28 protein-coding genes and 2 pseudogenes are annotated in these 26,524 nt (G+C 58.5%); 12 read left to right on the plus strand and 18 right to left on the minus strand.

The window, feature by feature from the left end:
* Positions 1-33: 33 nt before the first annotated feature.
* Positions 34-1,692 (minus strand): methyl-accepting chemotaxis protein, encoded by a 1,659-nt coding sequence (locus EOJ32_RS17530; protein WP_127899659.1) that lies wholly within the window; start codon positions 1,690-1,692, stop codon positions 34-36.
* A gap of 551 nt (positions 1,693-2,243) precedes the next feature.
* On the opposite strand from EOJ32_RS17530, the gene EOJ32_RS17535 reads away from it, so the two are divergent.
* Positions 2,244-2,510: a hypothetical protein gene (locus EOJ32_RS17535; protein WP_127899660.1), complete on the plus strand. Its 267-nt coding sequence runs from the start codon at positions 2,244-2,246 to the stop codon at positions 2,508-2,510.
* A 31-nt stretch (positions 2,511-2,541) separates the two neighbouring features.
* Entirely contained in the window at positions 2,542-2,748 is a 207-nt protein-coding gene (locus EOJ32_RS17540) for a hypothetical protein (protein ID WP_127899661.1), read from the plus strand.
* 617 nt (positions 2,749-3,365) lie between these two features.
* On the opposite strand, the gene EOJ32_RS17545 is transcribed toward EOJ32_RS17540, so the two are convergent.
* Positions 3,366-3,728 (minus strand): hypothetical protein, encoded by a 363-nt coding sequence (locus tag EOJ32_RS17545; RefSeq protein WP_127899662.1) that lies wholly within the window; start codon positions 3,726-3,728, stop codon positions 3,366-3,368.
* A 199-nt stretch (positions 3,729-3,927) separates the two neighbouring features.
* Between EOJ32_RS17545 and EOJ32_RS17550 the strand changes: the two genes are divergently transcribed.
* The 3 genes from EOJ32_RS17550 to EOJ32_RS17560 all read left to right on the plus strand — a co-directional run bounded on the left by EOJ32_RS17550 (position 3,928) and on the right by EOJ32_RS17560 (position 6,761).
* Positions 3,928-4,509 (plus strand): hypothetical protein, encoded by a 582-nt coding sequence (locus tag EOJ32_RS17550; RefSeq protein ID WP_127899663.1) that lies wholly within the window; start codon positions 3,928-3,930, stop codon positions 4,507-4,509.
* A gap of 361 nt (positions 4,510-4,870) precedes the next feature.
* Positions 4,871-5,449 carry a cyclic nucleotide-binding/CBS domain-containing protein gene (locus EOJ32_RS17555; RefSeq protein ID WP_240542578.1) on the plus strand — a complete coding sequence of 193 codons (579 nt, stop codon included), beginning with the start codon at positions 4,871-4,873 and terminating at the stop codon, positions 5,447-5,449.
* Positions 5,450-6,047: 598 nt separating this feature from the next.
* The gene (locus EOJ32_RS17560; protein WP_240542588.1) at positions 6,048-6,761 is read left to right on the plus strand and encodes an SDR family oxidoreductase; all 714 of its coding nucleotides are present in this window, start codon (positions 6,048-6,050) and stop codon (positions 6,759-6,761) included.
* A gap of 156 nt (positions 6,762-6,917) precedes the next feature.
* On the opposite strand, the gene EOJ32_RS17565 is transcribed toward EOJ32_RS17560, so the two are convergent.
* From EOJ32_RS17565 to EOJ32_RS17580, 4 genes are read right to left on the minus strand one after another with little or no spacing between them, the layout of a single operon-like run.
* Entirely contained in the window at positions 6,918-7,487 is a 570-nt protein-coding gene (locus EOJ32_RS17565) for a plasmid pRiA4b ORF-3 family protein (protein ID WP_127899609.1), read from the minus strand.
* Positions 7,484-9,010 carry an IS66 family transposase gene (locus EOJ32_RS17570; RefSeq protein WP_127899608.1) on the minus strand — a complete coding sequence of 509 codons (1,527 nt, stop codon included), beginning with the start codon at positions 9,008-9,010 and terminating at the stop codon, positions 7,484-7,486. The genes EOJ32_RS17565 and EOJ32_RS17570 overlap by 4 nt, the downstream gene beginning before the upstream one ends.
* A 59-nt stretch (positions 9,011-9,069) precedes the next feature.
* Positions 9,070-9,417: an IS66 family insertion sequence element accessory protein TnpB gene (gene tnpB, locus EOJ32_RS17575; protein WP_127899607.1), complete on the minus strand. Its 348-nt coding sequence runs from the start codon at positions 9,415-9,417 to the stop codon at positions 9,070-9,072.
* Entirely contained in the window at positions 9,414-9,779 is a 366-nt protein-coding gene (locus EOJ32_RS17580; protein WP_127899606.1) for a transposase, read from the minus strand. Before EOJ32_RS17580 ends, tnpB (EOJ32_RS17575) begins: the two co-directional genes overlap by 4 nt.
* Positions 9,780-10,823: 1,044 nt before the next feature.
* Between EOJ32_RS17580 and EOJ32_RS17590 the strand changes: the two genes are divergently transcribed.
* The 3 genes from EOJ32_RS17590 (at position 10,824) to EOJ32_RS17600 (ending at position 13,555) form a co-directional block, all read left to right on the plus strand.
* A complete protein-coding gene (locus EOJ32_RS17590; protein ID WP_240542579.1) occupies positions 10,824-11,636 on the plus strand; it encodes an alpha/beta fold hydrolase in 813 nt (270 codons plus the stop codon).
* Complete coding sequence (locus tag EOJ32_RS17595) at positions 11,629-12,561, plus strand: diguanylate cyclase (protein ID WP_127899665.1); 933 nt, start codon at positions 11,629-11,631, stop codon at positions 12,559-12,561. Before EOJ32_RS17590 ends, EOJ32_RS17595 begins: the two co-directional genes overlap by 8 nt.
* Positions 12,562-13,288: 727 nt before the next feature.
* A complete protein-coding gene (locus EOJ32_RS17600; RefSeq protein ID WP_240542580.1) occupies positions 13,289-13,555 on the plus strand; it encodes a hydroxyisourate hydrolase in 267 nt (88 codons plus the stop codon).
* 222 nt (positions 13,556-13,777) lie between these two features.
* On the opposite strand, the gene EOJ32_RS17605 is transcribed toward EOJ32_RS17600, so the two are convergent.
* On the minus strand, positions 13,778-14,236 hold the full coding sequence (locus EOJ32_RS17605; protein ID WP_240542581.1) for an Rrf2 family transcriptional regulator: 459 nt from the start codon (positions 14,234-14,236) through the stop codon (positions 13,778-13,780).
* Between the two features lie 48 nt (positions 14,237-14,284).
* Between EOJ32_RS17605 and hmpA the strand changes: the two genes are divergently transcribed.
* On the plus strand, positions 14,285-15,475 hold the full coding sequence (gene hmpA / locus EOJ32_RS17610; protein WP_127899666.1) for an NO-inducible flavohemoprotein: 1,191 nt from the start codon (positions 14,285-14,287) through the stop codon (positions 15,473-15,475).
* A 188-nt stretch (positions 15,476-15,663) separates the two neighbouring features.
* On the opposite strand, the gene EOJ32_RS17615 is transcribed toward hmpA, so the two are convergent.
* Entirely contained in the window at positions 15,664-16,005 is a 342-nt protein-coding gene (locus EOJ32_RS17615) for a hypothetical protein (RefSeq protein ID WP_127899667.1), read from the minus strand.
* A 69-nt stretch (positions 16,006-16,074) separates the two neighbouring features.
* Between EOJ32_RS17615 and EOJ32_RS17620 the strand changes: the two genes are divergently transcribed.
* Positions 16,075-16,308, plus strand: a complete 234-nt coding sequence (locus tag EOJ32_RS17620) for a DUF6429 family protein (RefSeq protein WP_127899072.1) — start codon at positions 16,075-16,077, stop codon at positions 16,306-16,308.
* Here EOJ32_RS17620 and EOJ32_RS17625 read toward each other — a convergent pair.
* The 9 genes and pseudogenes from EOJ32_RS17625 to EOJ32_RS17665 form a co-directional block, all read right to left on the minus strand.
* Positions 16,289-17,917 (minus strand): IS66 family transposase, encoded by a 1,629-nt coding sequence (locus EOJ32_RS17625; RefSeq protein WP_127899417.1) that lies wholly within the window; start codon positions 17,915-17,917, stop codon positions 16,289-16,291. The two genes, EOJ32_RS17620 and EOJ32_RS17625, sit on opposite strands and share 20 nt — an antisense overlap.
* Positions 17,918-17,979: 62 nt before the next feature.
* Complete coding sequence (gene tnpB / locus EOJ32_RS17630; RefSeq protein ID WP_127899071.1) at positions 17,980-18,327, minus strand: IS66 family insertion sequence element accessory protein TnpB; 348 nt, start codon at positions 18,325-18,327, stop codon at positions 17,980-17,982.
* Positions 18,324-18,707, minus strand: a complete 384-nt coding sequence (locus tag EOJ32_RS17635) for a transposase (protein ID WP_127899070.1) — start codon at positions 18,705-18,707, stop codon at positions 18,324-18,326. The genes tnpB (EOJ32_RS17630) and EOJ32_RS17635 overlap by 4 nt, the downstream gene beginning before the upstream one ends.
* Before the next feature lie 58 nt (positions 18,708-18,765).
* Complete coding sequence (locus EOJ32_RS17640) at positions 18,766-19,446, minus strand: DUF3618 domain-containing protein (RefSeq protein ID WP_127899668.1); 681 nt, start codon at positions 19,444-19,446, stop codon at positions 18,766-18,768.
* Positions 19,436-19,837, minus strand: a complete 402-nt coding sequence (locus EOJ32_RS17645) for a phage holin family protein (protein WP_045983472.1) — start codon at positions 19,835-19,837, stop codon at positions 19,436-19,438. The genes EOJ32_RS17640 and EOJ32_RS17645 overlap by 11 nt, the downstream gene beginning before the upstream one ends.
* Positions 19,830-20,432: a hypothetical protein gene (locus EOJ32_RS17650; protein WP_127899669.1), complete on the minus strand. Its 603-nt coding sequence runs from the start codon at positions 20,430-20,432 to the stop codon at positions 19,830-19,832. The genes EOJ32_RS17645 and EOJ32_RS17650 overlap by 8 nt, the downstream gene beginning before the upstream one ends.
* Positions 20,433-20,718: 286 nt before the next feature.
* The gene (locus EOJ32_RS17655; RefSeq protein ID WP_084697514.1) at positions 20,719-21,102 is read right to left on the minus strand and encodes a response regulator; all 384 of its coding nucleotides are present in this window, start codon (positions 21,100-21,102) and stop codon (positions 20,719-20,721) included.
* Positions 21,103-21,116: 14 nt separating this feature from the next.
* On the minus strand, positions 21,117-23,108 hold the full coding sequence (locus tag EOJ32_RS17660) for a GAF domain-containing protein (protein WP_127899670.1): 1,992 nt from the start codon (positions 23,106-23,108) through the stop codon (positions 21,117-21,119).
* A 97-nt stretch (positions 23,109-23,205) separates the two neighbouring features.
* Positions 23,206-23,576: pseudogene (locus tag EOJ32_RS17665) on the minus strand (recombinase family protein); the annotation flags it as partial.
* A 253-nt stretch (positions 23,577-23,829) separates the two neighbouring features.
* Here EOJ32_RS17665 and EOJ32_RS17670 point away from each other — a divergent pair.
* Together EOJ32_RS17670 and EOJ32_RS17675 are read left to right on the plus strand one after the other, a co-directional pair.
* Positions 23,830-24,198, plus strand: a complete 369-nt coding sequence (locus EOJ32_RS17670) for a YqjD family protein (protein ID WP_127899671.1) — start codon at positions 23,830-23,832, stop codon at positions 24,196-24,198.
* Between the two features lie 224 nt (positions 24,199-24,422).
* A pseudogene (locus tag EOJ32_RS17675) lies at positions 24,423-24,986 on the plus strand (BCCT family transporter); the annotation flags it as partial.
* A gap of 34 nt (positions 24,987-25,020) precedes the next feature.
* On the opposite strand, the gene EOJ32_RS17680 reads toward EOJ32_RS17675, so the two are convergent.
* Positions 25,021-26,076, minus strand: a complete 1,056-nt coding sequence (locus EOJ32_RS17680) for a YihY/virulence factor BrkB family protein (RefSeq protein WP_052715349.1) — start codon at positions 26,074-26,076, stop codon at positions 25,021-25,023.
* Positions 26,077-26,524 lie beyond the last annotated feature (448 nt).

The following is a 26,524-nucleotide window of genomic DNA, read 5'->3' on the forward strand; positions in this document are numbered from 1 at the left end:
GGTCCCTTGATGAACAGGGTGTATCCGGCAGTGTCAGGCTGCCGATATGGGGCTTTGGGGCATGGTAGAGCGTCTGCCTGCATAAGGGCCTGACGGCCTTCTTCCGAAGTTCGCTGAATCCACACTGCCCTTGGGTAATCGGAACTGGCTTAGAATGGCGACCAACTCGGTGGAGTGCTGTCGAAGGGTACCAGCCGTTGCAGTCGTCTGCTCTGCCACGGCGGCGTTGTGTTGGGTCACCTGATCAAGAAGGGTCACGCCGGAATTGATCTCCTCGAGACCAATTGCCTGCTCGCGCGCCGCAGCGGATAGATTATCCATCACTCCCTGCACATTGAGGGCGATCCTGAGAATATCCTCGAGGCTCTGGCCGGTCCGTCCGACCAGTGCCGATCCCGTCTGCACATGCGCGGTACTTTCAGCAATCAGCCCCCTGATATCCCGCGCTGATGTCGAAGCGCGCTGTGCGAGACCGCGCACTTCAGAGGCAACGACGGCAAAGCCGCGTCCGGCATCGCCCGCACGGGCCGCCTCGACCCCCGCATTGATTGCCAGGAGATTGGTCTGGAACGCGATCGCTTCGATCACGTCGATGATTTGCGTCACCTGCGTGGCGCTGCGCTCGATCTCCTGCATGGCGCTGATGGCGTCCTGAACGACCAGCGTGCCAGCTCGGGCGCATGTGCTGTTCTCGCGCCCCGCTTCCTGCGCCTCGGAGGCGCGTGCCGCCGAGGAACGGACACTGCTGGTCATCTGCTGAAGCGCTGCTGCGCTCTCTTCGAGCGTTGCCGCCTGCGTTTCGGCGCGCACGGCGAGGTGCTGCGCGGCTTGGTCGATCTCGTCGGAGCCGGCCCGGACGCTGCCTGCGACGGACATGATCTGCTCAAAGACCTGCCCAAGCTGCAGTGTCACGCGGTTAAAGCTTTGGCGCAGCATGTCGTACTCGGCCGGAAAGGGATCGTGGGGGGAGCTATCGATCGGTGTGGTCAGATCGCCCATTGCCAGGCGTTCAAGGCCCGCCGAGATTTCACACACGACCCGCTCCTGCAAGGCGGCATGACGCATGCTCGTTTCTGCTTCACGCGCCGCGGTCTGTCGTTGTTCCCCGGCAAGTCGCTCTCCCTCCGCCTGTGCCAGATGCACCGCCTCGATCGCGTCGGCTGACTCGCTGAATGCCTTCCGAAGATGCTGCGCAAGCCAGATCAATGCCGCAGTCTGAACGGCCAGAACGACAGCGTGCATGAGCACCCGTGCAAGATCGCCTTCTCCAGGAAACACGGCCTGCGGGATCAGGACGTTGAGGAGAAGATGATGGCCCGCGACCGTGCCGGCATAAGCGATGAGGGGGCGCCAGTCGCAAAACACCGCGACCGTGGCAAATGCGGCGAAGAAGTACATATGGACATCGATCTGCCAGGCATGTCCGCGCAGCTGAAAAACCAACACTGCTACGACCAGAGCAAGACTGGTCGCGATGGTGATCTGAGGGCCGTAGCCTGTCTTGGTCCGCATCCAATCCAGGGTAGCGATCGCAGCAACGGCAGCGATGGCGATTGGGCCGGTCCACATACCTGTTCCCAAGCTGGCCGATACGAAGGCAGAAAGGGGAACATGCAGCCAAAGGAAAAGCACCATGAAACGCGCAGCGCGCGAGCGGAGACGATCAAGCACGGCACTTTCTGTGGTCAGCATAGGAGAGGCTTTCAATTGACGCGGAAGCGCGCCCTGCGTGGGAAAAAGACAGCTCCTGCATCGGTACCAGGAACTCTATAGTTGGTGAGTGACGTCGCATGACCGAAAGGGCGCCAGCGGCTCCCCGGATTTAATCCGCTATGCCGGGTATTTCTGTCATCGAGCAGTCTGAAAAAAGGCAACCCCTTATGGCACTGGGGAGGTTTTGCACGACAAACATTACCGTCCGATTGATATGACCCTGCAGAACGCTTTGGTTTTTAGCATTTCCGGTGACAACCGCTCGTGGCTCGCCTCAGACGCATGCCCTAAAGCTGCTTGGCATCGTCTCCATAAGCCTGCAGAAACAAGCTCTTCTGTGTGCGTGGCTATATGTCTGTATAAATAAATGGTTTGACAGCAAAACGGCCATAGACGATGCCGCTCAAATAAGCTTCCGGTATAGGAAGCTTGCTGATTGAGCAGCCTGAGCACGTGTAATCCGAAAGTTGTATTAAAAACGCATAGATTGTATAAAGCGTCATCTATCACGTGTTTTGGAGAATACGCAGATGGAAGATCACAGCCTTCGGTTGCAGTTTAAATTTGCAGGCATTCCCGAGGATCAGATTGAAATAGCTTTGGAAAATTTCTACGGTTTGGGCGGAGCACCTGAAATCACTTGTATGGGCGATTATGCAGCAGCAAAATCCCTCTATGCGGTCATGGATGCATCCGTACCACCCCAAGATACACACAGCGCTGTGGCACGCTATGTCATCACATTAGGCGCGCGGATGACCGAATGGGAGATGAGAAGCCGCCTGAATCCAAGCTGATGGTATGGGATACGGCTTTGGTTAGGAGCAAATGACGATCAAACGATATGTCAGTTATGTCTGGAAAACTATCTCGCGCAGTTCGCCGACAGAGACGTTTTTTCATATACGCGCTTCAGTGAAGCAGCCGGCGCAGGGCAAGGTCGACTTTCGCTTCGATCATCCGCTCGATCTGCTCCTTTTTGCGACGTTCCTTCTCGATCTCCTGAAGCCGCAGAAAGATCGACCCAGGCTTTGAAGCGTCAGGCCGTCTTGTTCCTTTTCTCGTAATTTTCACGGCAGGCCTCACGGTTCTGTGAACGATAATAATCGTTCATCTTTGCTGGTGCGCTGTCAAATTCGTTGAACGCCGTGTGGCAAATAGCCGCCAATAGCTCACTGTCCGAAAAAACGACGTAGACGTGAACAATTCATGGCACGCCAGTCGTAGCCAAGAAGTTAGATTTTTGTTTTTGCTCCCTAAAGCCGTGAAAATATCCACATGCGTAACCGCGCGTCGATGCCCACCTAACGATTAAGATGGTTTGACGTTTTATGGTGCGCCACATCACACAGCTTATAATTACGCGAGCCCCGCAGCGTCTCTGCTAGGTTTTAGAATGCTTCCATAGACAGTAACCCTTCCGCGGCTGAGCGTCATAGAGACGGCGTACTTTCATACGGAGAAGTTCTTGATCTCTGCTTACGTATTCGGTGCGTTGATATGCGAGCGATCTCATAAGTATTGTTTAATGACATAAATGAGGCCGTGCGATTGCACGGCCTTAGTTTTCGATTGTTCAGCAAAGCTTCAGTGTTTTAGATCTGGACCAATGGGGTCGCTCTTATCCAATCTGCCAACGCTATACGCGGGATCTATGATGCAAACCTGATGTTGCAGTTATTGGCAGTGTTTGCCGTCTCGATTGCCTGCATTTCCCCTTTCAGACGCCCAACTTCGGCAGCCTGCGACCCGTCACCTTTGATAAAGAAGAGGGCCGGCCAGAACAGAACCACACCGACGCCCGTTGCGACTGCATCATTGCTGGCCTTCTTATCCTGCGCAGTGGAAGCGGCAGCGGCGCGATTGGCAACGACTTGCGCTTCAGCAGCCAATTTCTGACATGTCATTCCTTGATACGGGGTGGGAGAAACAAAACTTGCCGCAATCTCGTCCGATTTGTTGGCACAGGCTGCCAGTGAAACCAGGATTGCAGCAAAAGCCGGCAGCTTAAACATGGAAGTAGTCATGATGGATTCCTAATGTGACGTTCCATCGTGATAGCATGGATGAAAGTCAAATAGGCGTTACCATCAATTTTTGTATATTATATGTTTAGCATATTAACTCCGTAAATACGCTAAAATTTGCCAGACTATTACATGGCGAAAATGATGAACAAAAGTTTAACAGGTTGTAAAACATCCAGGAGCCATCATGTTGATCACCAGTTTTGCATCTCCCTTTGCAGGAAGCAATTCGTCTAAAAATACCTCCCCGCCTCAGGAAACTCAGGCGACGCCTACCAGGGCGGAAGCAAGTCAGAACCAACCGGCCGAGACACAGCCCACACAGCAGACCCGGTCGCAAGAAACTTCGTCAAGCCAGCCTGTAGAAGCGTCGCGGTCGACATCAGCGTCGCCGTCGTCGGACGACCAACCTGCATCGGCATCGGCATCAGCGACACCTTCCGGCGAGCCTGCACAATCGGCGTCGACCTCGCCAGAGCCGGCAGCCAATATGGACAGGATGGCCAGAGCGGTCCAACAGCGCAATGTTGATACACCTGCAGCGACCATTGCGACCCAGGATCGCCAGACCATCCTGTCCTCGCAAGCATTGGAAGCGGAAGAAATTCAAGCCCGCAATGCTGCTGAGAATCAGCTTCGCACAGAGCAGCTGCTGAGTCTGGCCACCGAAAACTATTCCCTGACCCAGAACCTGTTCCGCTCTGACACAGAAGTACCGGAGGATCCTCAGCCCAATCCGGCAGTGATCCGCGATCCGAAACCCGATTGATCCCGGATCTTTCACGCTGGTGGGTCTTGTCTTGGTCAATGGCAGACCCTTCCCTCGCCACGCAAGAGACCCGCACTTGAGATATTTGGCCGGGCAACCTTTGGGGCGCAGCGATGCGGCTGCGCCCTGACGGTAGCCATGGCCCGCTTGGCAAAAGACTAGGGCAGGGCCGGGCGGCAGCGGCGGAAGATCACCAAGGCACTCTCCTCCGAACGGATGGCACCTAGAACCAAGCTCGGTTCGGCAAAAGTTCTCTGACTACTGACCCGTTTGGAACCGGGCATTCTCAGTTAAAATGTCTTCCATCGGAAAGACGTTAAAACCGGTGACCGTTTATACGCAGCATGACTGACTGGGGGCTGTGGGCATTGTGCAGTCTGCGACGAAATGGCCGCAAAAAGCGCTTGATCAAGCCTGCCGTTGCGTCACCATTGGTGAGGTCGCTCTCAAACGAATGATGTTTTTGGCAAAGGTCACCGGAATGAGTGTCAGCACTGCCAGGAAGGGCTCACGGATCGTCGATCGACCAGAGTATGCCAGCAAGTTCAGTCCCTTGACGGCACGCCGGGATACGACGGTCGCTGTCGCCGTTCAGGCGATGAAAAGCAAAAACTATGGCTGCATCGTGATTACAAACGGCTCAGGTCAGGTCGAGGGGATCGTGACCGAGCGCGATATCATGTTCAAATTGGTGGCCGAGAACAGAGATCCGCAGACCGTTGTTCTGTCGGATATCATGACGAGTAACATCCGTATGGCAAAAGAGACGGATAACGTGTTGGATTGGCTTCGGATAATGTCGAATGAACGTTTCCGACGTCTGCCCGTCATTTGCGTATCGATAATTTTTCAGAAACTATTCAATTTTCAGACCTTAGCCGCATGTCAGTGCGAGAGTCTTTACTGGAGCTGCCAAGATAATCCATCTTCATTGATATGACGTTCACGGCCGTTTACCGCTTGCTGAAGCCGTATCAAAAGTCCTGGTCGTTCCACGCGTAAGACTGCTTGCCCACGATAACGATATGAGCATGGAAGCTGAGAGGTTCGCCACTCAGTTCAACCCGTGGGCTACAAACTTCATCAGGCCAAAATCTTTCAGTCTGATCCTGGGTTTTCCGAGCGCTGATGACAGCACCACTATCCAGAGACAAGTCCACCGAATTCGTTTAAAGTACTGCTTCCGTGGGTCTTCTCGTTTGATAAATATCATTGAGAATTACACTGCGACAGTACTGACAGGCATTCGTATTTAAAGTTGCAAAGGTGATTTTTAGATCGCCATATAATTGCATCGCTATGATTGCAGGACTAACTGCCGGTATTTCTTGTCATTCAAACATTTCTTGTGCTGCAGAATCCCCGTTAAATTGGCACTATGCTTAAAGCCGAAGTGACTGTTCAGTGTTTTCTTATCCTGTGATTGGGTAATTACGATCTGATTCAGATATTTGAACGGAAGATCGGTCGCCTCGTTCAAGACGAATTCAGATCGGAGCCTCCAATTGCCATGTACCGACAAAAGTCTGCTTGCTGTGGTGACGGGAGCAAGTGCCGGTTTGGGTCGGGCACTGTCCCACCGCCTCACAGCACGTGGGGTCGTCGTCGTGGGCATCGCACGAAATGATCACGAACTGCACGTAACGGGAGAAAACTGTGCTCCGAGTTCATTCCTCCCGATAAGGTGCAATGTTGCAGATTTTTTTGATGTGCAAACAGCGGCTACGGAAATCCAGAAAAATATTGGCACCGTAGACATTCTCATCAACAATGCAGCTATCCTCGATGAATGTGATTTTTTGTCCTCAAATGCTGATCGTATCAACGATCAGATCCTGACGAACCTTCTAGGTCCAGTAAATTGCGTCAGGGCCTTTTTGCCGCAGATGTTGGTGCAGAAGAAAGGCAGGATCGTAAACGTCGGCAGCTTTGCCGGGGACGATCCACGGCAGGGAAAGCTCGGCTACGCGGTGTCAAAGGCTGGCGCCCGGTGTTTCTCACTGGCACTTGCACGGGAACTCGAGAGCAAGCTTCCATCGGTGACCGTGACGGAATGGATCCCTGGCATCTTGTGCACGCGGTATGGTCAGCCCGATGGCATCGACCCGGATGTGGCCGCGTGCTGGGGTGTCAACCTGGCTCTCGACGACAGGGTGGAGCTTCACGGAAAGACCTACCTCAAGGATGAGGAATTCATCAGAACCACGACGATCCGTCAGAAGCTTCGCAAGGCGGTCGCATCGATGTTTTAACCCGGCGGCCGGGCAGGGCTCGTCCCTATGACCTCCTTCTTTCATCCCGAAATCTCAACGATCGCAGAAGTTCATTACCGACATCGGCTTCAAGTGCCTACCAAGGGATCTATAAGATGACACCCACACCAATTCGTAAGCGTCCGGTGACGCCGCTTAGGTAGTCCGCGGCTTCCATTTCTTTGCAAGCTTGAGGACATCAAGGCGGAGCTCATCAGCGTTCGGGACATGTGGATCAAACGGCTCGCCCGCCCATTCCGTCAGTTCTTCGTGGTCAGGATGTTTTGGGTTGCTGATGGCGCTGAGGAAGTTCTCGTATCCTGGCAGGCCGCCGACGTCCTCGGGCGGGCATTTTCCAATGACGTCGAGCAAGCGGGGATAGAGGTTGCCCGGTATCGGGTCACCGATGATCGTTGCCTCGATTAGATGGACCCAGTGGTCTCCGAAGTCGTAAACATAGCGGATTGGGGTTTTTCCGGCGGTGTCGATGACGTCGGCTAGCCTGGCTTTGGCGACCGGCAACGCGTCGGTGCCGAAGTCCGGATCTGGCAGGCTCCAGCGGGCCTGACCTGCCATGAACTCGTAGAGATGGCAGTTCTCCCATCCCATCGCCCCCTGGATAACGAGGTGTAATCTTTCGAGGCGGATGTTTGTCGACACTTCAAGGGTCCGCGACACGACGGGAGCAATGCCTTCGAGCGTGATCTTGAGATGAGCGATGGTCATGTCGGCAAGGGGTCCTTCTTTATGCCGGCCCGCCAGCGCCACGGCAGCAGGTCGTCGATGTGCGTGATCTTATAGTCCGGAATGCAGGCCAGCGTATCGGCCAGCCAGGCCTGTGGGTCGACGTCGTTCAGCTTGGCGGTTTCGATCAAGGTATAAGCAATGGCCGCAGCGCGGCCGCCGGTCTGGGAGCCGACGAAGAGATAATTCTTCCTTCCGACAGCAACTGACCTCATTGCCCGCTCTGCCGTATTGTTATCCAGCTCCAGAATGCCGTGGTCGAGATATGGTCGGAGCCGCTTCATGCGGGTCAAGGCGTAGCGTATCGCAACTGCCAGCGGCGATTTGCCGGATATGCTGGGTACTTGGGCATTCAGCCAGGCTTCGAGACCATCGAAGATCGGCTTCGCGCTGGCTTGTCTGATCTCTACACGCCGGTCGGGCGGCGATCCACGCGCCTCCTTCTCGACCGCATAAAGCTGCGCGATGCGCCGAATCGCTTCGTCGGCGATGGCCGACCCCTGGGCCCTGTGGACATCGACGAACTTGCGCCGGACATGGGCCATGCAGGCGACCTCGTGAATGTCGCTGGACCGGTAGATGTCCTCGAACCCGGCATAGCCATCGGCGTGCATCCAGCCTTGGTAGCCTGAGAGATGATCCTTGGGGTGCTGGCCCTTCCGATCTGGCGAGAACCGATACCAGCTGCCGGGAGGGACATCGCTCCCCCAGGGCCGCTCGTCGCGCCCATAGGCCCATAGCCGCGCTGTCGCTGTCTTGCCGGTGCCGGGCGCCAGCATCTTGACCGGGGTATCATCGGCAAAGATCGTCTGTCCGGCCAGCACATGGCGCCCGATGGCATCGGCGAGTGGTTCCAGCAGCGCAGTTGACTTGCCGACCCAGTCCGCCAGCGTCGAGCGGTCGAGGTCGAGCCCCTCGCGCTCGAAGATCTGGCTCTGGCGATAGAGCGGCAGATGGTCGGCGTACTTGGAGACCAGGACATGGGCCAGCAGACCGGGACCGGGACGGCCGCGCTCGATCGGACGGGATGGCAAAGGGGCTTGGGTAAAGGCTTCGCAACCGGAACAGGCCATGCGGGGACGGACGATCCGGTTCACGATGAACCGGCCGGGAACGTATTCCAGCTCTTCGGTCACATCCTCGCCGAGGCGGCGCAGCGTCCCACCGCAATGGGCACAGTCCCCGTCGCCGGTGGTCAGCTCGATCTCCTGGCGCGGGATGTGGTCGGGAATGGGACGACGCTTCGGCTTGTCCTTCTCTTCCTCATCCGGCAGGCGCAGCTTTGCAGTCATCTTTGCAATAGAGATCTCGGTTGCCTCGAGCGCCAGTTGAAGTTGCTCGATGGTCTCCGACGACGTGCCAAAGCGATGGCTGCGGTGACCGGCCAGCTGGTGACGCAGCTTCTCTATCAGCATCGCCTGCGACTTCACTTCGGCGAGCAAAAGCGCCGTGAACCGCCGCAGTTCTTCAGGATCTTCCGGCAGGGATTTGGCTACGTCCAGCATAGCCAATCATACCAAAACAAGCGCGAAACAGGAATCCCGAACGTGCTGTCGCGCCTGGTTTATCCCGCCTTGAGCGGCCTCCAGCTCCGCCGCGGCAGGCGCCAGTCGATCCCTTCCAGCAGCATCGCCAGCTGCGCCGGCGTCAGAGCAACCTTGCCCTCCTTTGCCGACGGCCACACGAACCGGCCCCTCTCCAGGCGCTTGCTGAACAGGCATGCGCCTTGGCCGTCCCACCAGATGATCTTGATCAGATCACCGCGCCGGCCGCGGAAGACGAACATGTGACCGGCGAACGGGTCCTGCTTTAGCACTGTCTCCGCTTGGGCCGCGAGCGTCGTGAACCCGCGCCGCATGTCGGTCACGCCTGCCGCCAGCCACACGCGGGTGTTTGCCGGGACAGGGATCATCCGGACAGGCCGCGGATCAGCCGGGCCAGCGCCTCGGGATTATAGGCTCCGCTGATCCGCAGTCGGTGGCCACCCGCTGTATCGATCTCGATCGTGCCTGCCGCAGGCACCGGACCAGCGGCGGCTTTGTTATCGTCGTGCATGGGCCGATCAACGATCTCGACGGGAAGGAAACAGGCCTCATCCGGCTCTGCTGAAGCCTCCGGCGCATAGCGCGGGTCGCGAAGCCAGGTGAATATCAGGTTGGCGTTCATCGAATAGCGACGAGCCACCTGCGCGACCGAGACACCGGGTCCTGTCGTCTGCACACAGATCGACCGCTTCTCATCGTCCGTCCAAAGCCGCTTCGTCCGACGCGCCATCACGCACCCACAGTGTCCACTATCCCATAGTGGACATTATCGATCACACTCTACGCGAGGCAGTGCAGCGACGCCGGACGCTTACACCAATTCTCATCGCATGTACGATCATAGGGAGTCTTGCCTCATGTGCCACCACGACAGAGCGCTGTAACGCCCGCATATCTTCTGAACAGCGCAATATTTCGCGGCTTCTTCAAGACGTGGAAACGAACATTGCGCGCGGCTACGCTTATGAAACGACGGCGGCCTACACGCCCGGTTTCCTCATTTGTGCGGGAGGCTTCAGTCATGGGTCCGACAGAGTGGGATTGGGCTACTCGAGTTGTTATGGCGGGGAGCGGACGATACGCCAGCGCGTCGCAATTGATCCGGACGCGGAACTGCGCAAGCGCGCCGTACTGCGCAATCGCCTGGTCGCGCTGTCAGCAACAGACGGTGCACAATGTGCCGTTCGTCAACAGAGCACTTTTTGATCACTCCCACGAGCACATCCCAATCATGCCTGACCGACAAGGGCATGTGACATCTCTATTTCGCTAATATTGCATAATCTTCGTTTGCGTCGCGACAGGCCCACGAAGATGCGGCACTCGAACTGAGTAAGATGCGACGTGACGGTACGCTCCTCGATCCGCAAAAGCCCGGCAATTCATGGCTCTTTACGTTGCAGGGTAGGACACACCCTTGTGCACGCAACGCGAAATGCCACACAGACGTCAGCGTGGCCCGACCCGGGCGGGCGGACATGTCCGTCATGGCAGCCCGGCCGGGTCAGGGGGGATCTAGCGGTCACGGCGGGCGGGCACCCCTCAAAGGTCGTTCATATTGCTCGCAAAGAAACAGTCGTCGTAAAGGCAACTATTCATAGCCGCCGCTTATACATTATCGGGTAATGCGGATGCTTGCAGCCGAGTAAGGGCGAGAGAAAGGTCGCCCTGTTTTGCTAAGGATCCATTAAAATTAGCATAACGCCTCCTTTGACCCGCCTGGCATCCCCGCGATAGCTTTTCTCCAAGAGGCTGAGTTTGGGATGATCGAGACATGATGCACTGGAGAAGTATTCGCCGCAACAACGTCACAGTGAGGGGCGATGGCGAACAGACGCTTGTGCTCGCGCATGGTTTTGGATGCGATCAGAACATGTGGCGGGCGTTGGAGCCTTTCCTCGAAGGCTTCCGCCTTGTATTCTTCGACTACACCGGCTCAGGGCGGTCGGATTTATCTCAGTTCGATCCGGTTCGGCACAGTCAGCTTGAGGGCTTTGCCGAGGATCTAGGAGAGATATGCGACGCTCTCGACCTTCGCGACGCAACGCTAGTCGGCCATTCGGTCAGCAGCATGATCGGGCTAATGGCTGCCATTGAAAGACCGGAACGCTTCTCAAAACTGGTCATGGTGTGCCCATCTCCCTGCTTTCTCAATCTGCCTGGCTACACCGGCGGCTTTGATCGGGAAGACCTTGAAGAGCTTCTTGCTCTCATGGACCGGAATTACATTGGCTGGGCGACACATCTCGCGCCGGTTGTTACCGGGGAGCCAGCCGGGTCTGATCTCTCGCAGGAGCTCAGCGGAAGCTTCTGCTCAACCGATCCCTCCACGGCGAAGATCTTTGCCGAGGCGACATTCCTGTCGGACCATCGCGGTCTGCTCGGCCATTCCCCTCATCCCGTGCTGATCTTGCAAAGTGCGCGGGACGTTCTGGCACCTCCTGCTGTTGGAGATTACCTCCGCAGTTCACTTCCTCAGGCACAGATGGAAGTCATTGATGCAGATGGCCATTACCTGCACATGACCCATCCTGAGATCGTTGCTCAGAACATTAGGCACTTTGTAGAAGCGCATACTCATGTTTGATGTGCCTCCGTTGGCAGCCGCTGCCGTCATGATCGATGCTTTTCCGGTCGCTTGTTTCGCAACAGACCGCTCGCGTACCATCCGGTATGCAAATGCTGAGGCTTCATCCCTGTTCGGCTCTGTGCTGGGTCAGACGATCGGGCTCCACATCGAGGCAGTACTCACGCCTGCGTCGAAGATATTCTGCAACAGCTATGTCTACCCTTTGCTTTTCGCTGATGGATGCTGCGAAGAATTGGCGCTTACCCTGGTAACACAAACAGGCAGCCGGGTCCCCGTAGTGGCGAACGCGCGGATGCATGGCTCTGACTTTGTCCTGTGGAGTGCAATGCGTGCCGAGAAGCGCGAGAAGCTGCAAGGAGAGGTTCTGCGTGCGCGGAATGCGCTACAAGGGCAAACCCGGGCGCTCGAACTTCTGGCTTCTCGCGATGAGCTGACGGGCCTGCTGAACCGCCGGGCCGCGACACACTCGATCCAGACGTTGATCGCAGCCGCCGATGAAGCAGAGACCGACGTGACGGTTCTGCTGCTCGACATCGACAGGTTCAAGGCGATCAACGACAATTATGGACACGATGCCGGCGATAACGTGCTTCGCCAGCTCGGCGCGGCTCTGCAGTCCACCGTGCGCCTCCATGAGGTCGTTGGACGGTATGGTGGAGAGGAGTTCATTCTGGCGATCGCTGCGAATGATGAATTGGCTGCCCGTTCACTCAACCAACGGGTCCATGCTGCGGCTGCCAGCGTTTCCGGGCCCGGAGCGCCGGTGACGGTTAGCGTCGGGCTGTGCCGCCGATTTCGGTCTGATGCGCCGGTGCTGCAAGAGGTCGTGAAGGCAGCGGACCGCGCGCTCTATAAGGCAAAGGCTTCAGGCCGCAACTGCTCCATAATTGAGCAAAATGGAATTCTGACCTCGTTTGGCTGAAGCTGGAAAGGATTTAGATTTAAGCACTGGGCACCTCTTGAGAAGACGAAGCCAGTGATGTCCGGGAGAGCACTAAAATTGCTCCGGATCACCCACTACATTCTTGATCCGGTGCCGGCTAAGCTGATCTTCAGCTGAAGCATGGCCGCGATGATGCGGCGTTCACGAGGGTGAGATGCGACGCCACGAGGAGCTCTTCGATCCGGGAAGAGATCAAAAATCCTAGATTGTCACGTTTCAGAATAGAACCCACCCATTCTACACCTAGTTATGTGATAACCGGGATTATGTAACTCTAAACGATTTAATTATGATATTTCAGTGGTTTATTCTGAGCCGTGAGGCAGAACGCCTTTTCAGGAAAATCAGAAGACACGGTGGCCCCACTGCGCGACATGAACCGATCTGATTGCCGTGCTGTCAAGGTGTAGCCTTGCCGCCCCGGATCGTTGACAAACCCTTGTCGCTTCCTAGAAAATCCATTTGGGCACTAAGGGCGTTGGCGGTCTGTACGAGGCAGGTCGCCTAAGTCCCGCGTCGTACTGCGAAAGATATATCAGCCATCCTGCCGATATAGATCGCAGACTTAAAGAGAGACGACATAATGCTGCGTATTTGCTTGCTAGCCCTGATCCCCGCATTCGGCCTGAACGGTCTTGCTTAGGCGGAGGATATCTCCACGCATGTTCTGAACACTTCCACCGGAACCGGCGGCGCCGGTATTCCTGTGACGCTGGAAATAAAAGAGGGAGACACTTGGACCGAGATCGGGACGTCGACCACGGGTGAAAACGGTCGGGTCGAAGGCTTCGATATCGAGACGGAGGTCGCGACTTATCGGCTGGCTTTCGACTTGTCGAATTATGCCGATCTTGGAGAAACCCCATTTTTCCCTGAAATTGACGTCATCTTTCAGGTGCAGGATGCAGACCGGGAGCACCACGTCCCAGTCCTCGTCAGCCCCTTTGGGTACTCGACCTACCTGGGGAACTAATGACACGATCGTCAGGGGCAGCACGCCCCTGACGATCCTGATGTAAGAACCTGTGATGACCGAGGTAATACATCACCAGCACATTGAACGATACGAATACGCTCGGCTATACTCAGGTTTCACCGCGTAAAAAACGCAGCCTTTGTATGAATGCAGAAATTTTATACTGAGCGGCTCGCCTGTTATAGATGGCTCGAGCCCCGAGGCTCCGAAAGCGTGGCTCTATAATCGGCTCTGAACCGGGAACAGATGCTGAAACGCGCCCGGCATCCGAGCAACATCCGATAGGCGGCAGGTGTCCAGAACAACCATGAACGCCTCCCTTGCCTGCAAGATCACGGCAGGCAGTCCGCAGCCCTGGGAGATACGGCATGTGCTGCAATCTACCAAGGGGTCGTCGCCTTCGGTGTGTCGAACGACTTGGCCGATGGTGATCTCGATGGCCGGGCGTGCCAGCTGCAGTCCACCCTGTCTGCCTCGGGTGGTCCGGATAAATCCTGCGCTCCCGAGGTCCTGGACGATCTTCATCAGATGGTTCTGGGAAATGTCATGGGCCTCGGCAATCTGGCGGATCGATACAAGCTTGCCGTCGCTCGCTGCGAGATAGATCAACGCACGAAGGGCATAGTCGGTGTAACGGCTCAATTTCATAAGACATGAATACAAGTATTTGCTTTGCATGTATAGTGCCGTATAGATGCAGAAGTGATGCATGTTTAGGAGAATCACATGGCTCGCCCGCTGTCCCTGCAGACCATCACGGTGGTGAAAGCCACCGTTCCCGCACTGGAGCAATACGGCCCGTTGATCACCGAGACGATGTACCGGCGGCTGTTCGAAAACGACCGTATCGCCGCCCTGTTCAACCAAGCAAACCAGCAGAAAGGCACGCAGCGGCTTGCCTTGGCACACGCTGTTCTGGCCTATGCCCAAAACATCGAAAATTTGGAGGTTCTGGGCGCGGCGGTCGAACGGATTGCCCAGAAGCATATCGGCTACGCGATCCTGCCCGAGCATTATCCCTTCGTCGGCCAAGCCCTTTTGGGCGCCATTGAGGAGGTTCTCGGCGATGCCGCCACGCCCGACATCCTGGCGGCTTGGGGCGAGGCCTACTGGTTCCTAGCCGATCTGCTGATCGCGCGCGAAGCCACGATCCGTGCCGAAATCGAGGCACAGCGCGGCGGCTGGACAGACTGGCGCCGCTTCACAGTAGCAGAGCGGCAAGTTGAGGCCGACGGCATCGTATCATTCGTGCTGCGCCCCGAGGATGGCGGTCCAGTCGTTGCCCACCGACCAGGCCAATATCTGACGCTGCGCTTTGACGCGGCCGGACTGCCCGGGGTCAAGCGCAACTATTCGATCTCCAGCATGCCAAGCGACGAGAGCTATCGCATTACCGTCAAGCGCGAGGCAGAGGGAGAAGCGTCCCGCTTCCTGCATGACCATGCCATGGTAGGGACGATCCTGGAAACGACGCCGCCCGCCGGCGACTTCCACCTGTCAGACAATCCGCCGCGGCCGGTTGTCCTTCTGTCGGGTGGGGTTGGTCTGACGCCCATGGTCAGCATGCTGGAAGTCTTGGCCCGGAGGCATCGAGACGTCCCGGTCCATTATGTTCACGGAACAAGCAGTCCTGCACATCACGCATTGTCCCGGCAGGTGCAGGACGCCGCGACGCGCCACGGAAATATCGTCGTCAGTACTTTTTACGAGAGCGGCGCAGACGTCCCGGCCCATTCCGGGCGGATCAGCATGGATTGGTTGCGGAACAGCGTCCCGCTGACCGAGGCCGACATCTACTTGTGCGGCCCGCGTCCGTTTCTCCGCTACTTCGTTGCGGGCCTGAGGGAGGCGGGCGTTCCTTCCGATCGGATCCACTACGAGTTCTTCGGTCCCGCGGATGAGCAGCTCGCGGCCTGATGGGTCGCAAGACTGGCATGGGGGAAGCCGTTCTTGGGTGTAAAGCTGGGGCCTGAGATTCAGCAAAGCTGGACCTCAGAGATGATTGGCGTTCACGCGCAACATCATAAACAGCGCCTTCACAGCCTGCTTTTCTGGCAAAAAGGCCCCGCGGTTGCGGGGCCTTCCCATGATACCAGACAATGGGATCAGGCTTTGGACGATGGTGTCTTTCCCAACTGTGCTGGACCACTGACTGTCTTCGCCTCTCCGGGTGTCTTCTGCAAGTTCTCCGGAGAGGCAGCCTTATCGCCGTCGTCGTCGGTCAGCTCGCCTTTGGCAGCCGAGACGACATTGGTCACGGCAGCCTTCGCCTCTTCCACTCCAGCAGAGACGGCACTGCTGACCCGGTTTTTTTCTTCGTGATAGATTTTTTCTGCTTCGTCAAAGAGCTGATCTCGATAGTCCCTCAGCAACTCGTCCTCGCGTCTTGTTCCGGGCAGCATCGCTCCCAGTGCCGCCCCGCCGAGCAAGGCAAGAGCTCCGAACAACAGGGGTTCGTTGTCATAATGAGTAACCGCCCGATTCCCGCCCCAGTCTGACCGTAGTATGCTCAGTCCATGGAGATTGATCGGGACAAGATCGACGAGGCCGTTCTGGCGCTGATGTGGTTGACGCTGCATGACGAGCGGCGGGCGTGGAAAGGCTTTGACTGGGACGCCCTGGAGCGATTGCATGGGAGGGGTCTGATTGCCGATCCGGTCAACAAGGCAAAGTCGGTTATCCTGACCGATGAGGGTCTGAGGCAGTCCGAGGAATTCTTCCGGGCGCTGTTTACGCGGCCTCGGTCTTGATTGTGCCCATTGGCGTCCAGTTCCAGGGCAGCAATTCGCCGAGACGGGTGTTCATGTGATCGTGGATGCGGTCCAGGACATCGGCAAGATAGGCCTGCGGATCGAGCCCGTTCATCTTTGCCGTTTCAATGACGGTCAGGGCGCGGGCGAGCGTTTCGCCGCCCGCATCCGAGCCTGCGAATAGCCAGTTCCGTCTGCCGACACCAATTGGCCTCAGGGCACGCTCGGCCGCATTGTTGTCGATGGCCACGCGCCCGTCCTCGAGGAACAGCGTGAGGGCAGGCCAGCGGCTCAGCCCGTAGCGGAAGGCCTTGGCCAGATCGCTTTTGCCCGGGATGCGCGTCAGCTGCTTTTCGGCCCAGTCCCGGAAGGCGCCGATCTTGGGCCTGGTTTCCTTCTGGCGCACCGCCAGCCGCAGCTCGGCAGGCTTGCCGCTGATGGCACGCTCGATGTCGTAGAACTTGCCAATCCGGTCGAGCGCTTCGCGCGCGATTTCGGACTTCGTCGAGGTCCAGACATCATGGAAGTCACGGCGCAGATGCGCCCAGCAGGCGGCCTCGCGGAACTGGCTCTTGCCCTCCGGATTGGGGGCATAGAGCTTGGCATAGCCCTTGTAAGCATCTGCTTGAAGAATGCCGCCGGCCTGGCTCAGATGGCCGAGGACATGGTCTTCCTTCCAGTCCGGGGCGAACTGATACACCGCGCCGGGCGGGGCCTGGCCTGCCCAAGGGCGCTGATCGCAGACGTAAGCCCAGATCCTGCCCTTCCTGACACCCTTGCCGAGCCCCTTGTCGCTCTTGCTGCGATCGAGAACCCGGATGGGCGTGTCATCGGCATGGAGCAGATCGCTGGCCATGATCTCGGCCTCAATCTTTTCGATCAGCGGCGCCAAGGCTTTCATCGCCCCGCCGCACCAGTCCACGAGCGTCGTGTCGGCGATATCGGCGCCCATCCGGGCAAAGATCTCGTTCTGCCTGTAGAGCGGCACATGGTCATCGAACTTCGAGACCAGGACATAGGCGAGCAGGTTCGGTCCCGCCATGCTGCGCGGGATCGGCCGGCTGGGTGCCGGGGCCTGGACGATCTTCTCGCAGCGTCGGCAGGACTTCTTGATGCGCGCGATCTCGATGACCTTCAATTGCGCGGCGATCATGTCGATCAGTTCACTGACATCCTCACCGATCACCCGCAGATCGCCACCGCAATCGGGGCAATTCTCGCCGGGATCATACGTGCGACGTTCGCGCGGCGTGTCCTTCGAGACCTTCGGGCGGCGGCGTTTGGTTTCCTGGGGTTCAGCCGGTTCCGGGGCCTGTGCTTCCATGTCCGGCCCCTCCTCGGCAGCGGGCACCAGGTCATTGGCCTCGGCCAGGGCCAGCTGCAGGTCTTCCAGAGCCAGCTCCAGCTGCTCGATCTCGCGTTCGATCTTTTCCGAACTGGTTCCGAACTTCTGCTTTTGCAATTTGGCAATCCGGACGCGCAGCGCCTGAACCAGCAGATCATGGGCGCGCAAGCTGGCCGACATCTTCTGATTTTCTGCCTGCAACGCGGCAATGATCGCCTTCAAGGCGGCAGGATCATTGGGCAGTGGCGTGGTCGTTCCGGACATGATGATGGATACCATATCCTCATCTCGAACGCTACAAAAAGACGCAATTACAAAAGGATAAATCAGCCGACCCGGGCCGGTGGCGCGCCCCAGTCCGGCCGCCTCCAGTCAATTCCCTCCCACAGCATGGCCATCTGCGCCGATGTCAGACGTGCAGTCCCGTCCTTGCTGCTCGGCCAGGGAAAGCGCCCGCGTTCCAGAACCTTGTAGTAAAGGCAGAAGCCCTGGCCATCCCAATACAAGAGCTTCAACCTGTCGCCTCGCCGACCGCGGAATGCAAACACCGCACCGCCTGCCGGCTTCTGGCGCAACTGATCCTGCGCCAGGGCTGCCAACCCCTCGATGCCCTTGCGCATGTCGGTCACCCCGCAGGCCAGATAAACCCGGACACCGGTGCCGGGCCCGATCATGCCGCCTCCACCACCCGGATCAACCGCGTCAGCGTGGTCGTGTCCAGCATCGGGTCAAAGCGCAGGCACCGGCCATTGGCCAGCTGAAGCTCAATCAGGGCGGGGCGTTGCGGCGTCAAATCTTCAGTCAAGGAAGGCACCGCCAATTCGGCGGGCGCGCTCAACTCCACAGGCAAGAACACAGTCTCCGGAAGCGGGGAAAGCAGCCCCTTCTTCTTCAGCTCATGCCGCCAGGCATAGAGCTGCTGTCGGGTCACCTCGTGGCGCTGCGCCACTTGCGTCACCGTCGCGCCCTCCGCCCCAACCGACAGCACGATCCCGAGCTTCTCCTCGTCGCTCCAGCGACGCCGCCGCTCCAGACCCAGAATGTCACCACGCATCGAAAGCCTCGCATAAGACACGTCGTTAACGACGTCGCTATGCACGTGTCTTAGCCGATCACCCCATGCTCAGGCAGGCGGGGGAAATCGGGCGGTTACAATAATGACGCGCAATTTTTCTATTGACCTGCGCCATCTGACGACTGACGGCATCGCTGGCATCCAACGCTTTCCGACGGGCTGCCTCGACCCTGAGGCGAGCCTCCTCGCCAAAACCTTCGGTGCCTTCGCTGAGGCGATCACGCAGATGAAAAGCGTGATTTTTCGCTGTATCAATCATGCCAACGTCTTTCGTGGATCTGACAGACTGATCAGAACGCGCCTCTGCGTGTCGATCCGTCTTTCGGTTATCATCTGATGCCCAGTTTGGTCGCGAAAACGGTGGCCGGTTGCCGTAGGTCTGGGATGGGTTTGAAACCGGATTGAAATTGCGCTCATTCCGATCCGACCGGCTCGTCACCGATTGCCCGTAGCTGTGAACAGGATCCTGTCCGCGCCCGAAGATCATCCAGGCCAGGCCGATACCGGTCAGACCCAATGCTATGGGATTTGCGCGAGCGGCATCGCTTGCTGCCTCTGCCCATTCGGCACCATTCTTACGGACCGAACCTGTGAGGCGGCGCGAAAGGCCATCCAAAGACAGTTCACCCTGCAGATCGTCGAGCGTACGCCGCAGCGCTTCGCGGTCTTTCTCGATCTCACGCTCAATCTGGTCAGGGTTGTTGAGGTCATGCGTCATGATAAGTTTCCTTTACCGCGCTGGCATCCCGCTGAACATTCTCGACAGCCCGCGTTGGCATGAGGTTTTCCGGCTTCAGATCAGCCATGCCCTTGCGAAGCAGCACGTAGGCCAAGATCGCCAAGACCACGCCGACAACCACTGCGCTCCAGATTGGCCCTAGATCGGTTTCGGCAAGTGCAGCGACCAAAGCAACGGTAAGCACGTTGAGCGTAACGATACCTAAAACGGCTGCTGCCACGATCATGCCCAGGCCCGTTCCCGCGCGGCTCAGGTTCTGACGCAGTTCGGCTTTGGCAAGCGTGACTTCCTTGCGAACCAGGTCGCTGGAAATGCGCAGGGCATCGGCAGCCAGCGATGCAGGGCTTTGCGAGCGAATGGGATCAGGCATGCGAACCTCCATCGCCGCGACCGCCGGAAATGGGAAGCGGATTGGTTGAGACACGGTGATCCGCTGCAGATGTGCTCTCTGCCTGCGCGTCACTATTTATGGTCCCAACGCGGACAGAGGGTTTCGATGAACTAGGCCGTGATATGTTGGAATCTAGAGAGCTTTTCTTCTGTATAGAATTCGAAGGTGTAGTAGAGCCCGCACGCAGAAAGCGAACGGCGGCAAAACCGGCCAAGGCCGACAGCCCCAGGAAAGCCCCTGGCTGACGGCGTGCGAACCTACGAACCTCGTCAACCATCTCCCGCGGATCCGTCGCGTTCAGACTGTCAGCCAGACCACTAACGGTATCGGCCGCACGGTCGAACATCGTCGCAATCGACGAATTCGGCTCGATCTCAGACCCCGCTTTGCGAAGGCCAGCAGCGAGACTTTCAGCACGCTCTGCCACTCCCGAACGGAGATCCTTTTCATAGCGCTTGGCTTCATCCTTGACGCCGCCCGCGAGACGCGAGGCCTGTTCCGTCGCTTCCGCCTTGATGCTCTCTGTCGTGGAACTGCTGGGGGACTTGGAACGCGAATTGTCGTCGACCATCATTTTCTCCCTTGAAATCATTTATTAGGGCAAGTGCAGCGCTTTGCCCACTGACCTCAGCTATTGACAAACCAACCTTCAAACGATCCCGTCGTTCCACTAATGTTTCTTATGGATGACTGACGCTGCCAGCGGGGCACAATCGCGCCGAAACTGGGGAGCGAAATAAATTTCGCCGAGAACATATAATTATAGGGTAGGTTCCATGCTGATATCTGCCAGAGATGCCCTACAGCATCGGCATGGCGGGACAGGATCAAGCTTGAGTAGCAACTCATCTCGCTGCCTCTCAGCAGATCCTGCTCATCCGGTGCATCTCTGCGACCACGCGTCGTTCGTCGTAGGGCTTGTCAAAGAACACGCAGTCGGCAGGTAGCTTCATTCGCCCGATTTCTGCCTTCCCGGAGGTTACGATGACATGAATGGGCGGCCAACGCTCGCGGATCAGTGCGGCCAGTTTAAGGCCATCAACGCCCCGGGGCATATCGACATCGGTGAAGACAATACGAATATCAGGACGGGTTTCGAGGATCCTGACCGCATCTGTGGCGTCAGTAGCTTCAACCGCTTTGAAACCTGCATCTTCGACCATGTCGACTGCGGCCATTCGAAGGATCGGTTCATCTTCTACGACCAGTACAAGCTGGCGCTTTAAAGGAGCATATTGGGCCATCAGGTCTTTCCGTCTCAGGGCTGCTGCATCTGGGAAAGCGGGGCTTCCATCGACGCAATCAGGCCATCTTGATTGTAACCAAGCTCAACGCCGCCAGTTCCAATCAATCCCATGCTGATCAGTCTCGACCCGAATCCTTTGCCGGATGGCTGTTGAACCGGGGGGCCGCCGGTTTCCGCCCAGCACATTCGCAAAGTTTCTTCCTCTGTGCCCTGCTCGATGGTCCAGGTAATCGTCACCCTTCCTTCAGGTACGGACAGGGCGCCGTACTTGACAGCATTGGTTGCCAACTCATGCAGAAGGAGCGATAGGGACAACGTGGCCCGGGGTCCGATCTGGAGGGACGGACCCTGCAAATGAAATCGGCCCGCCTGATCAAACGCTGCCAATGTTGCCTTGGCAACGTCCTCCAGGGCAGCGGAAGCCCAACGCTTTTTTAGCAGTGCATCATGGGCGCGAGACAGCGCACCGATACGTTGTGTCAGTGCCGTCACGGCGTCCTTCTCAGAGACCTCCCGAAGCGTCTGAGTCGCGATGGCCTGGACGATCGCAAGCGTGTTTTTCAAGCGATGGCTGAGCTCTTCGTTCAGGATGTGCTGCTCCTGTTCGGCCCGTGCCCGGGCAATCGCCGCATGCGTCCGGTCCCCGACCTGCCGCACGAGCGCGATTTCTTCCGATGTCCATTCCCGCGCTTGGGCATTCAGAACGAAGATGACAGTGTCGAGAACACCGCGCACCATGATCGGCAGGTTCAGGAGTGCCCGACAATGGACCTTCTCAAGGCTGTCAGCCTGGCTGGCTGTCCTGGGATCTATCTTCACGTCTGGAATGACGACGGTCTGGCCGCGTTTCAGATCCTCGATGTAGGAGCCAAACGACCTTAAATGGTGAGACCCGACCACGCTGACGCCAGAGGCGTCGCACCAGTCCACCGGTACGTCGATTTCCTCCTTTTCCAGATCCACCTTCCCAAACCCGATGCAGCTCCCGCCGATGGCTTGGTTCATGCATTCTGCCGCCGCACGAGCGATGTCGTCAGCATTAATCAGATCGCGCAGCTGCTCGCTGAGGTCTGCAAGAGCCGCAAGGCGCCTGGTTTGAAGAACATGTTCCGTGACATCAGAGCCCTCAATGAAGATGCCTGTTACAGTGCCTTTATCGTCCCGGGTCGGCTGGCAAACAAAATCGACGAACCGTTCATCTACCGGGGAATGGGGGTCATTTCGAATTGCGTAACGTGCACCCTTCTGCGTGAAGGGTTTTCCCAACCGGTAGGCCTCATCGAGCAGGTCCACGTAACCTTGTTCTGCTGCGTCAGGCAGAGCTTCGGCAAAACGCTTCCCAATAAGCTGCCGGTTTCCGACCAGCCGAAGGTAGGCGGGATTGACCAGATTAAAGACATGACCGGGGCCTTTCAGCAGCGCCATGAAGCTTGGGACCTGATCGAACATGGCAGCCAGTTCCAGATGTTCATGCGCAGCCTTGTTTTGCTGTCGTTCCGCTTGGAGGAGCAGATCGTTATGGCGCGAAACAAGACGGCGCATCTCTAGAAGGCTCACGACCTGCCGGGCCAGCGACCTGAGATCATCGGCCTGGACCTCCGTCAGTCCCTCCGGGCGCGGAGCGTGGTCGATGACGCATATGGTGCCAAGTGTCAGTCCCTCGGCTATTACCAGGGGCGCGCCGGCATAGAACCGCAGATGCGGATCCTCCAGAACCAGCGGATTTGACTGTGTCCGGGGATCCAGTGTCAGGTCGGGAATGATCAGAAGGTCACGCTGCCCGACAGCGTGCTGGCAGATGGATTGCGCGATCGGCGTTTCGGAGGGCTCGAAACCAACCCTCGCCTTGAACCACTGCCGCTCGGCGTCCAGCAGACTGATGAGTGCAACCGGGGTATCACAGAGCCTCGCGGCCAAACGGACAATGTCGTCAAAGCCGACTTCCGGTGCGGTGTCGAGAATATCATGCGCATGCAGCGCATCGAGACGATCGGCCTCGTTCATGAGGTCCGCCGGATCTGTAGCCACTTGCTTGCGAGGCAATTCATGTGTCCATGTAAAAGAGAGTTTGACCTTGCGTTAACGGATATGAAGGCCGTTGTCAGCAGAGGTTCTCAAGCGTGCGCATTATCCGGCCACAACCGAGCTTAAACGCCATATAGAGGGCGGACTTGCTGACCTTTACGCGGGCCGCGGCCTCACGAACGTTAAGGCCCGGCGCGATCAACTGTCGGGCACGTGTGATCTTATCAGGGGAAAGAGCAATGGGGCGCCCCCCTTTCCTCCCTCTTGCAGCGGCAGCTTTCAATCCTGCGCCGGTCCGCTCGCGGATCAGGTCTCGCTCGAACTGACCGAGGGCTCCGAAGAGATGAAACACCAGCCGCCCGGTAGGGGTGGTCGTATCGATTGCCTCGGTCAGTGATCGGAAGCCCCCCCCCTGCCCTCCAGTTCACTCACTGTTTGCAGTAGATGGTTATTGATAATGTAACCGCCCCTCCAACGGCATCTGTGTGCCAAAGTGGGTCTGTAACGATCCACAAAGGGGGGCGGTCATGTCGGAGATTATCACGGTCGGGCCTGCTATCACGCAGACGGACATTCTTCACGTCTCCGCCCCAAGATCGGAAGCTCCCAGCTTCCCGATCACGTGCGCCATCGCTGGAACGACTGTCCCCCGGGTTCGTTGAGCCCGCGATAATAATATGGAAATCAGGAGAAAAGTCCTATGGCACAGAACCGTTCAGGGACGGGCAGAGGGTCGGCCGCAGACAAGATCGTGGCCACGAAGGACGCGGCCCGTGAGGAAGCCGGTCGGATTGCAGGCGATGCGAAAAGACTTGCCCGCGATGTCTCCGGGCGCGGCTCTGAGCTGGTCGACGGCGCCTTGGAGACCGGACGGGACTACGCTGCACGGGCCCGCTTGGAGGCGGAGCGTGTCTATAACGTCGGCCAGAGGCGCGCCGAGGAAGCGGCTTTTTATGCGGAGCTGGGCTATGAAGAAGCCGCGGACATGATCCGGCGGCATCCGGCCCAGGCCATGGGTCTCGCGGTTGGCGTCGGCGTGCTGATCGGACTGCTGATCGCGCGGCGCTGAGGCTGCCAGAAAGAGACTTGCGGAGAGACAGGTTTCGCTAGCTAGCCCTGGTCCGTTTCCCAATCTTGAATAGAAAAACCCCCAGCACGCGAGACCGTGCCGGGGGTCAAGTTCATCGAAACGGATGATGCCTTAGTCTAGCCCAGACATCACCCGGATGCACATCATCAGATCCGGGGCTTGCTCGCGTCATCGCGACTTCCGTCCCGATCATTCTCGACTTCTTGGCGCCGTCGCTGTTCACCGTCATCTGGTTCGCGATCTTCGGCTGGCAGGCGATGGCCATCGACGGGCTGGGAGAGGCGGCGCGTGCCGCGATGGGCCCCGCCGCGGGCAGCATCAGCAACGCCGTCAGCGAATCCGTCCCGCTGGCGATGTTCGCGTTCTTCGCGGAACTGCCCTGGGCACCGCTGATGCAGGGGCTGGCCGTGCTGGTCGTGGCGATCTTCTTTGCCACTTCGTCGGATTCGGCGTCGCTGGTCGTGGACATGCTGTGCACGGGGACGGCGGAACCCGGACCCGTCCGCCAGCGCGTCTTCTGGGGCTTGGCCGAAGGCGCCATCGCCGGAACGCTGATCCTGCTGGCAGGAGAGGCCGGGCTGACGGCCCTGCAGGAGGTGATCACGGTCGTCGGGCTGCCGATCTTCCTGCTGGTTTCGATGATGATCCCGGCCCTGATCCGCGGGTTCGCCGCAGAGGAGATCGACCACATCACGATCGGCAAGCGTCCCGCACTGAGCGAGTTCGACCCCGCCGCCACCGACGAGGCTGACGCCCCGGCCAGGTGACGGGTCGCCCCGTCCCCGGCCGAACGCCCGCGGTTCAGTCGCGGGCGTTCGCCTTGCGCAGCCGCCACAGGCTGGCGCCCAGCACGATGATCGCCATGATGGCATCCGATTTGGGCGTCGGCGCATCCGTTGCGTCACGGCCTGTCCCGGACACGCCGATGGCCTTCTGGCCCGACGACGCGGCGGGCGTCCCGTGACCGGGCGGCGGGGTGTCGGCCTTGACGGCATCGCGCTGGCCCATCGGTTCGGGGGCACCCGTGGTCGTGTCCTCGGAGGTCTGCTGTTCGATCTCGGCGTTCAACTCGGCTCCGGCCAGCACGATGAAGGCCGACAGCCACATCCAGGTCAGCAGCATGATGACCCCGCCCAACGTCCCGTACGTCTCGGTATAGTCGTCGAAGTTCTGGACATAGAGCGAGAACGCCGCGGTGCCCAGGATCCACAGGACCGTGGCCGCCACGGCACCGACGCTGACCCACCGCCACTTGGGGTCGGCGCGCGACGGACCAAAGCGATAGATCGCTGCCAGCCCGATCATGGTCAGCATCGCCATCAGCGGCCATTTCAGCCATTCGGCGGCGGTCTCCAGCGTCGGCGACAGAGGCAGGAAGGCGATGACCGACGGCAGCACGATCAGCAGCGCGATCGCGACCGCCAGGCCCAGGATCGCGCATACCGTGATCAGAAGCGCGCTGAGATACAGCTTGATGAAGCCGCGGCCCTCCTCTTCGTCATAGGCGATGTTCAGCCCCTCCATCAGGGTCATGACGCCCTTCATGGCGCCATAGATCGCGATGGCCAGACCAAAGGCCGCGACCAGCCCGGTCGCCGTCTCATCGCCGCTGGTGACCTTCAGGACCTGTTCCTGCAGCACCGCCCCGGCGCTTTCCGGGATCAGGGCCATGACCGTGTCCAGCTGGCTGGCGATGTCGGCGGGGTCCAGCACCAGACCCGCGATCGAGATCAGCGCGGCAAGGGCCGGGAACACCGACAGCAGCGCATAGAACGCGATGCCCGCCGACACGACCGAAATGTGGTCGCTGGCGATCTCGTTCTTCACGCGAACAAGGATCTGCTTCCATTCCGCCATGGAAAATCGTGTCGGAGAGGCTGTCCCCTTCTGGTCTGTCGAAAGGGTCGTCTTGGTACGGGGCACGTGGTTCTCCAGCGCTGTAATGGGCAGGGTCGGCAGGTCCGCAAGCTCACGAATCTATCATCTGTGCAGACGTAAGGCGATCACCGCGACCGGGGTTCCTTGCGCGATCGATGCCCTGCCCGACCGTTGCCCGGTCGCACCGTTCCGCCGCCGCCGACGATCGGACAGAAACGGGTGACCTGTGTGGCTGCCCGGCCTGTCCCCGACTGCTGTCACGACCGGGGGTGCCGCTGCCGTGCCGTGGGTGACGTGACCTGCCGTCGGGGGCGATGAGGCAAAGGGCTGGAACATTCGCGCCATCCCCTTGTTGGACCCCTGCTCGATCACGGGCCCAGAACACAAGGAAAGGCCCGCCCATGCATCGTCGTCCCGACACGCCACC

Origin of the sequence: Paracoccus sp. Arc7-R13, assembly GCF_004010775.1 — a bacterium.
Taxonomy (GTDB): domain Bacteria; phylum Pseudomonadota; class Alphaproteobacteria; order Rhodobacterales; family Rhodobacteraceae; genus Paracoccus; species Paracoccus marcusii.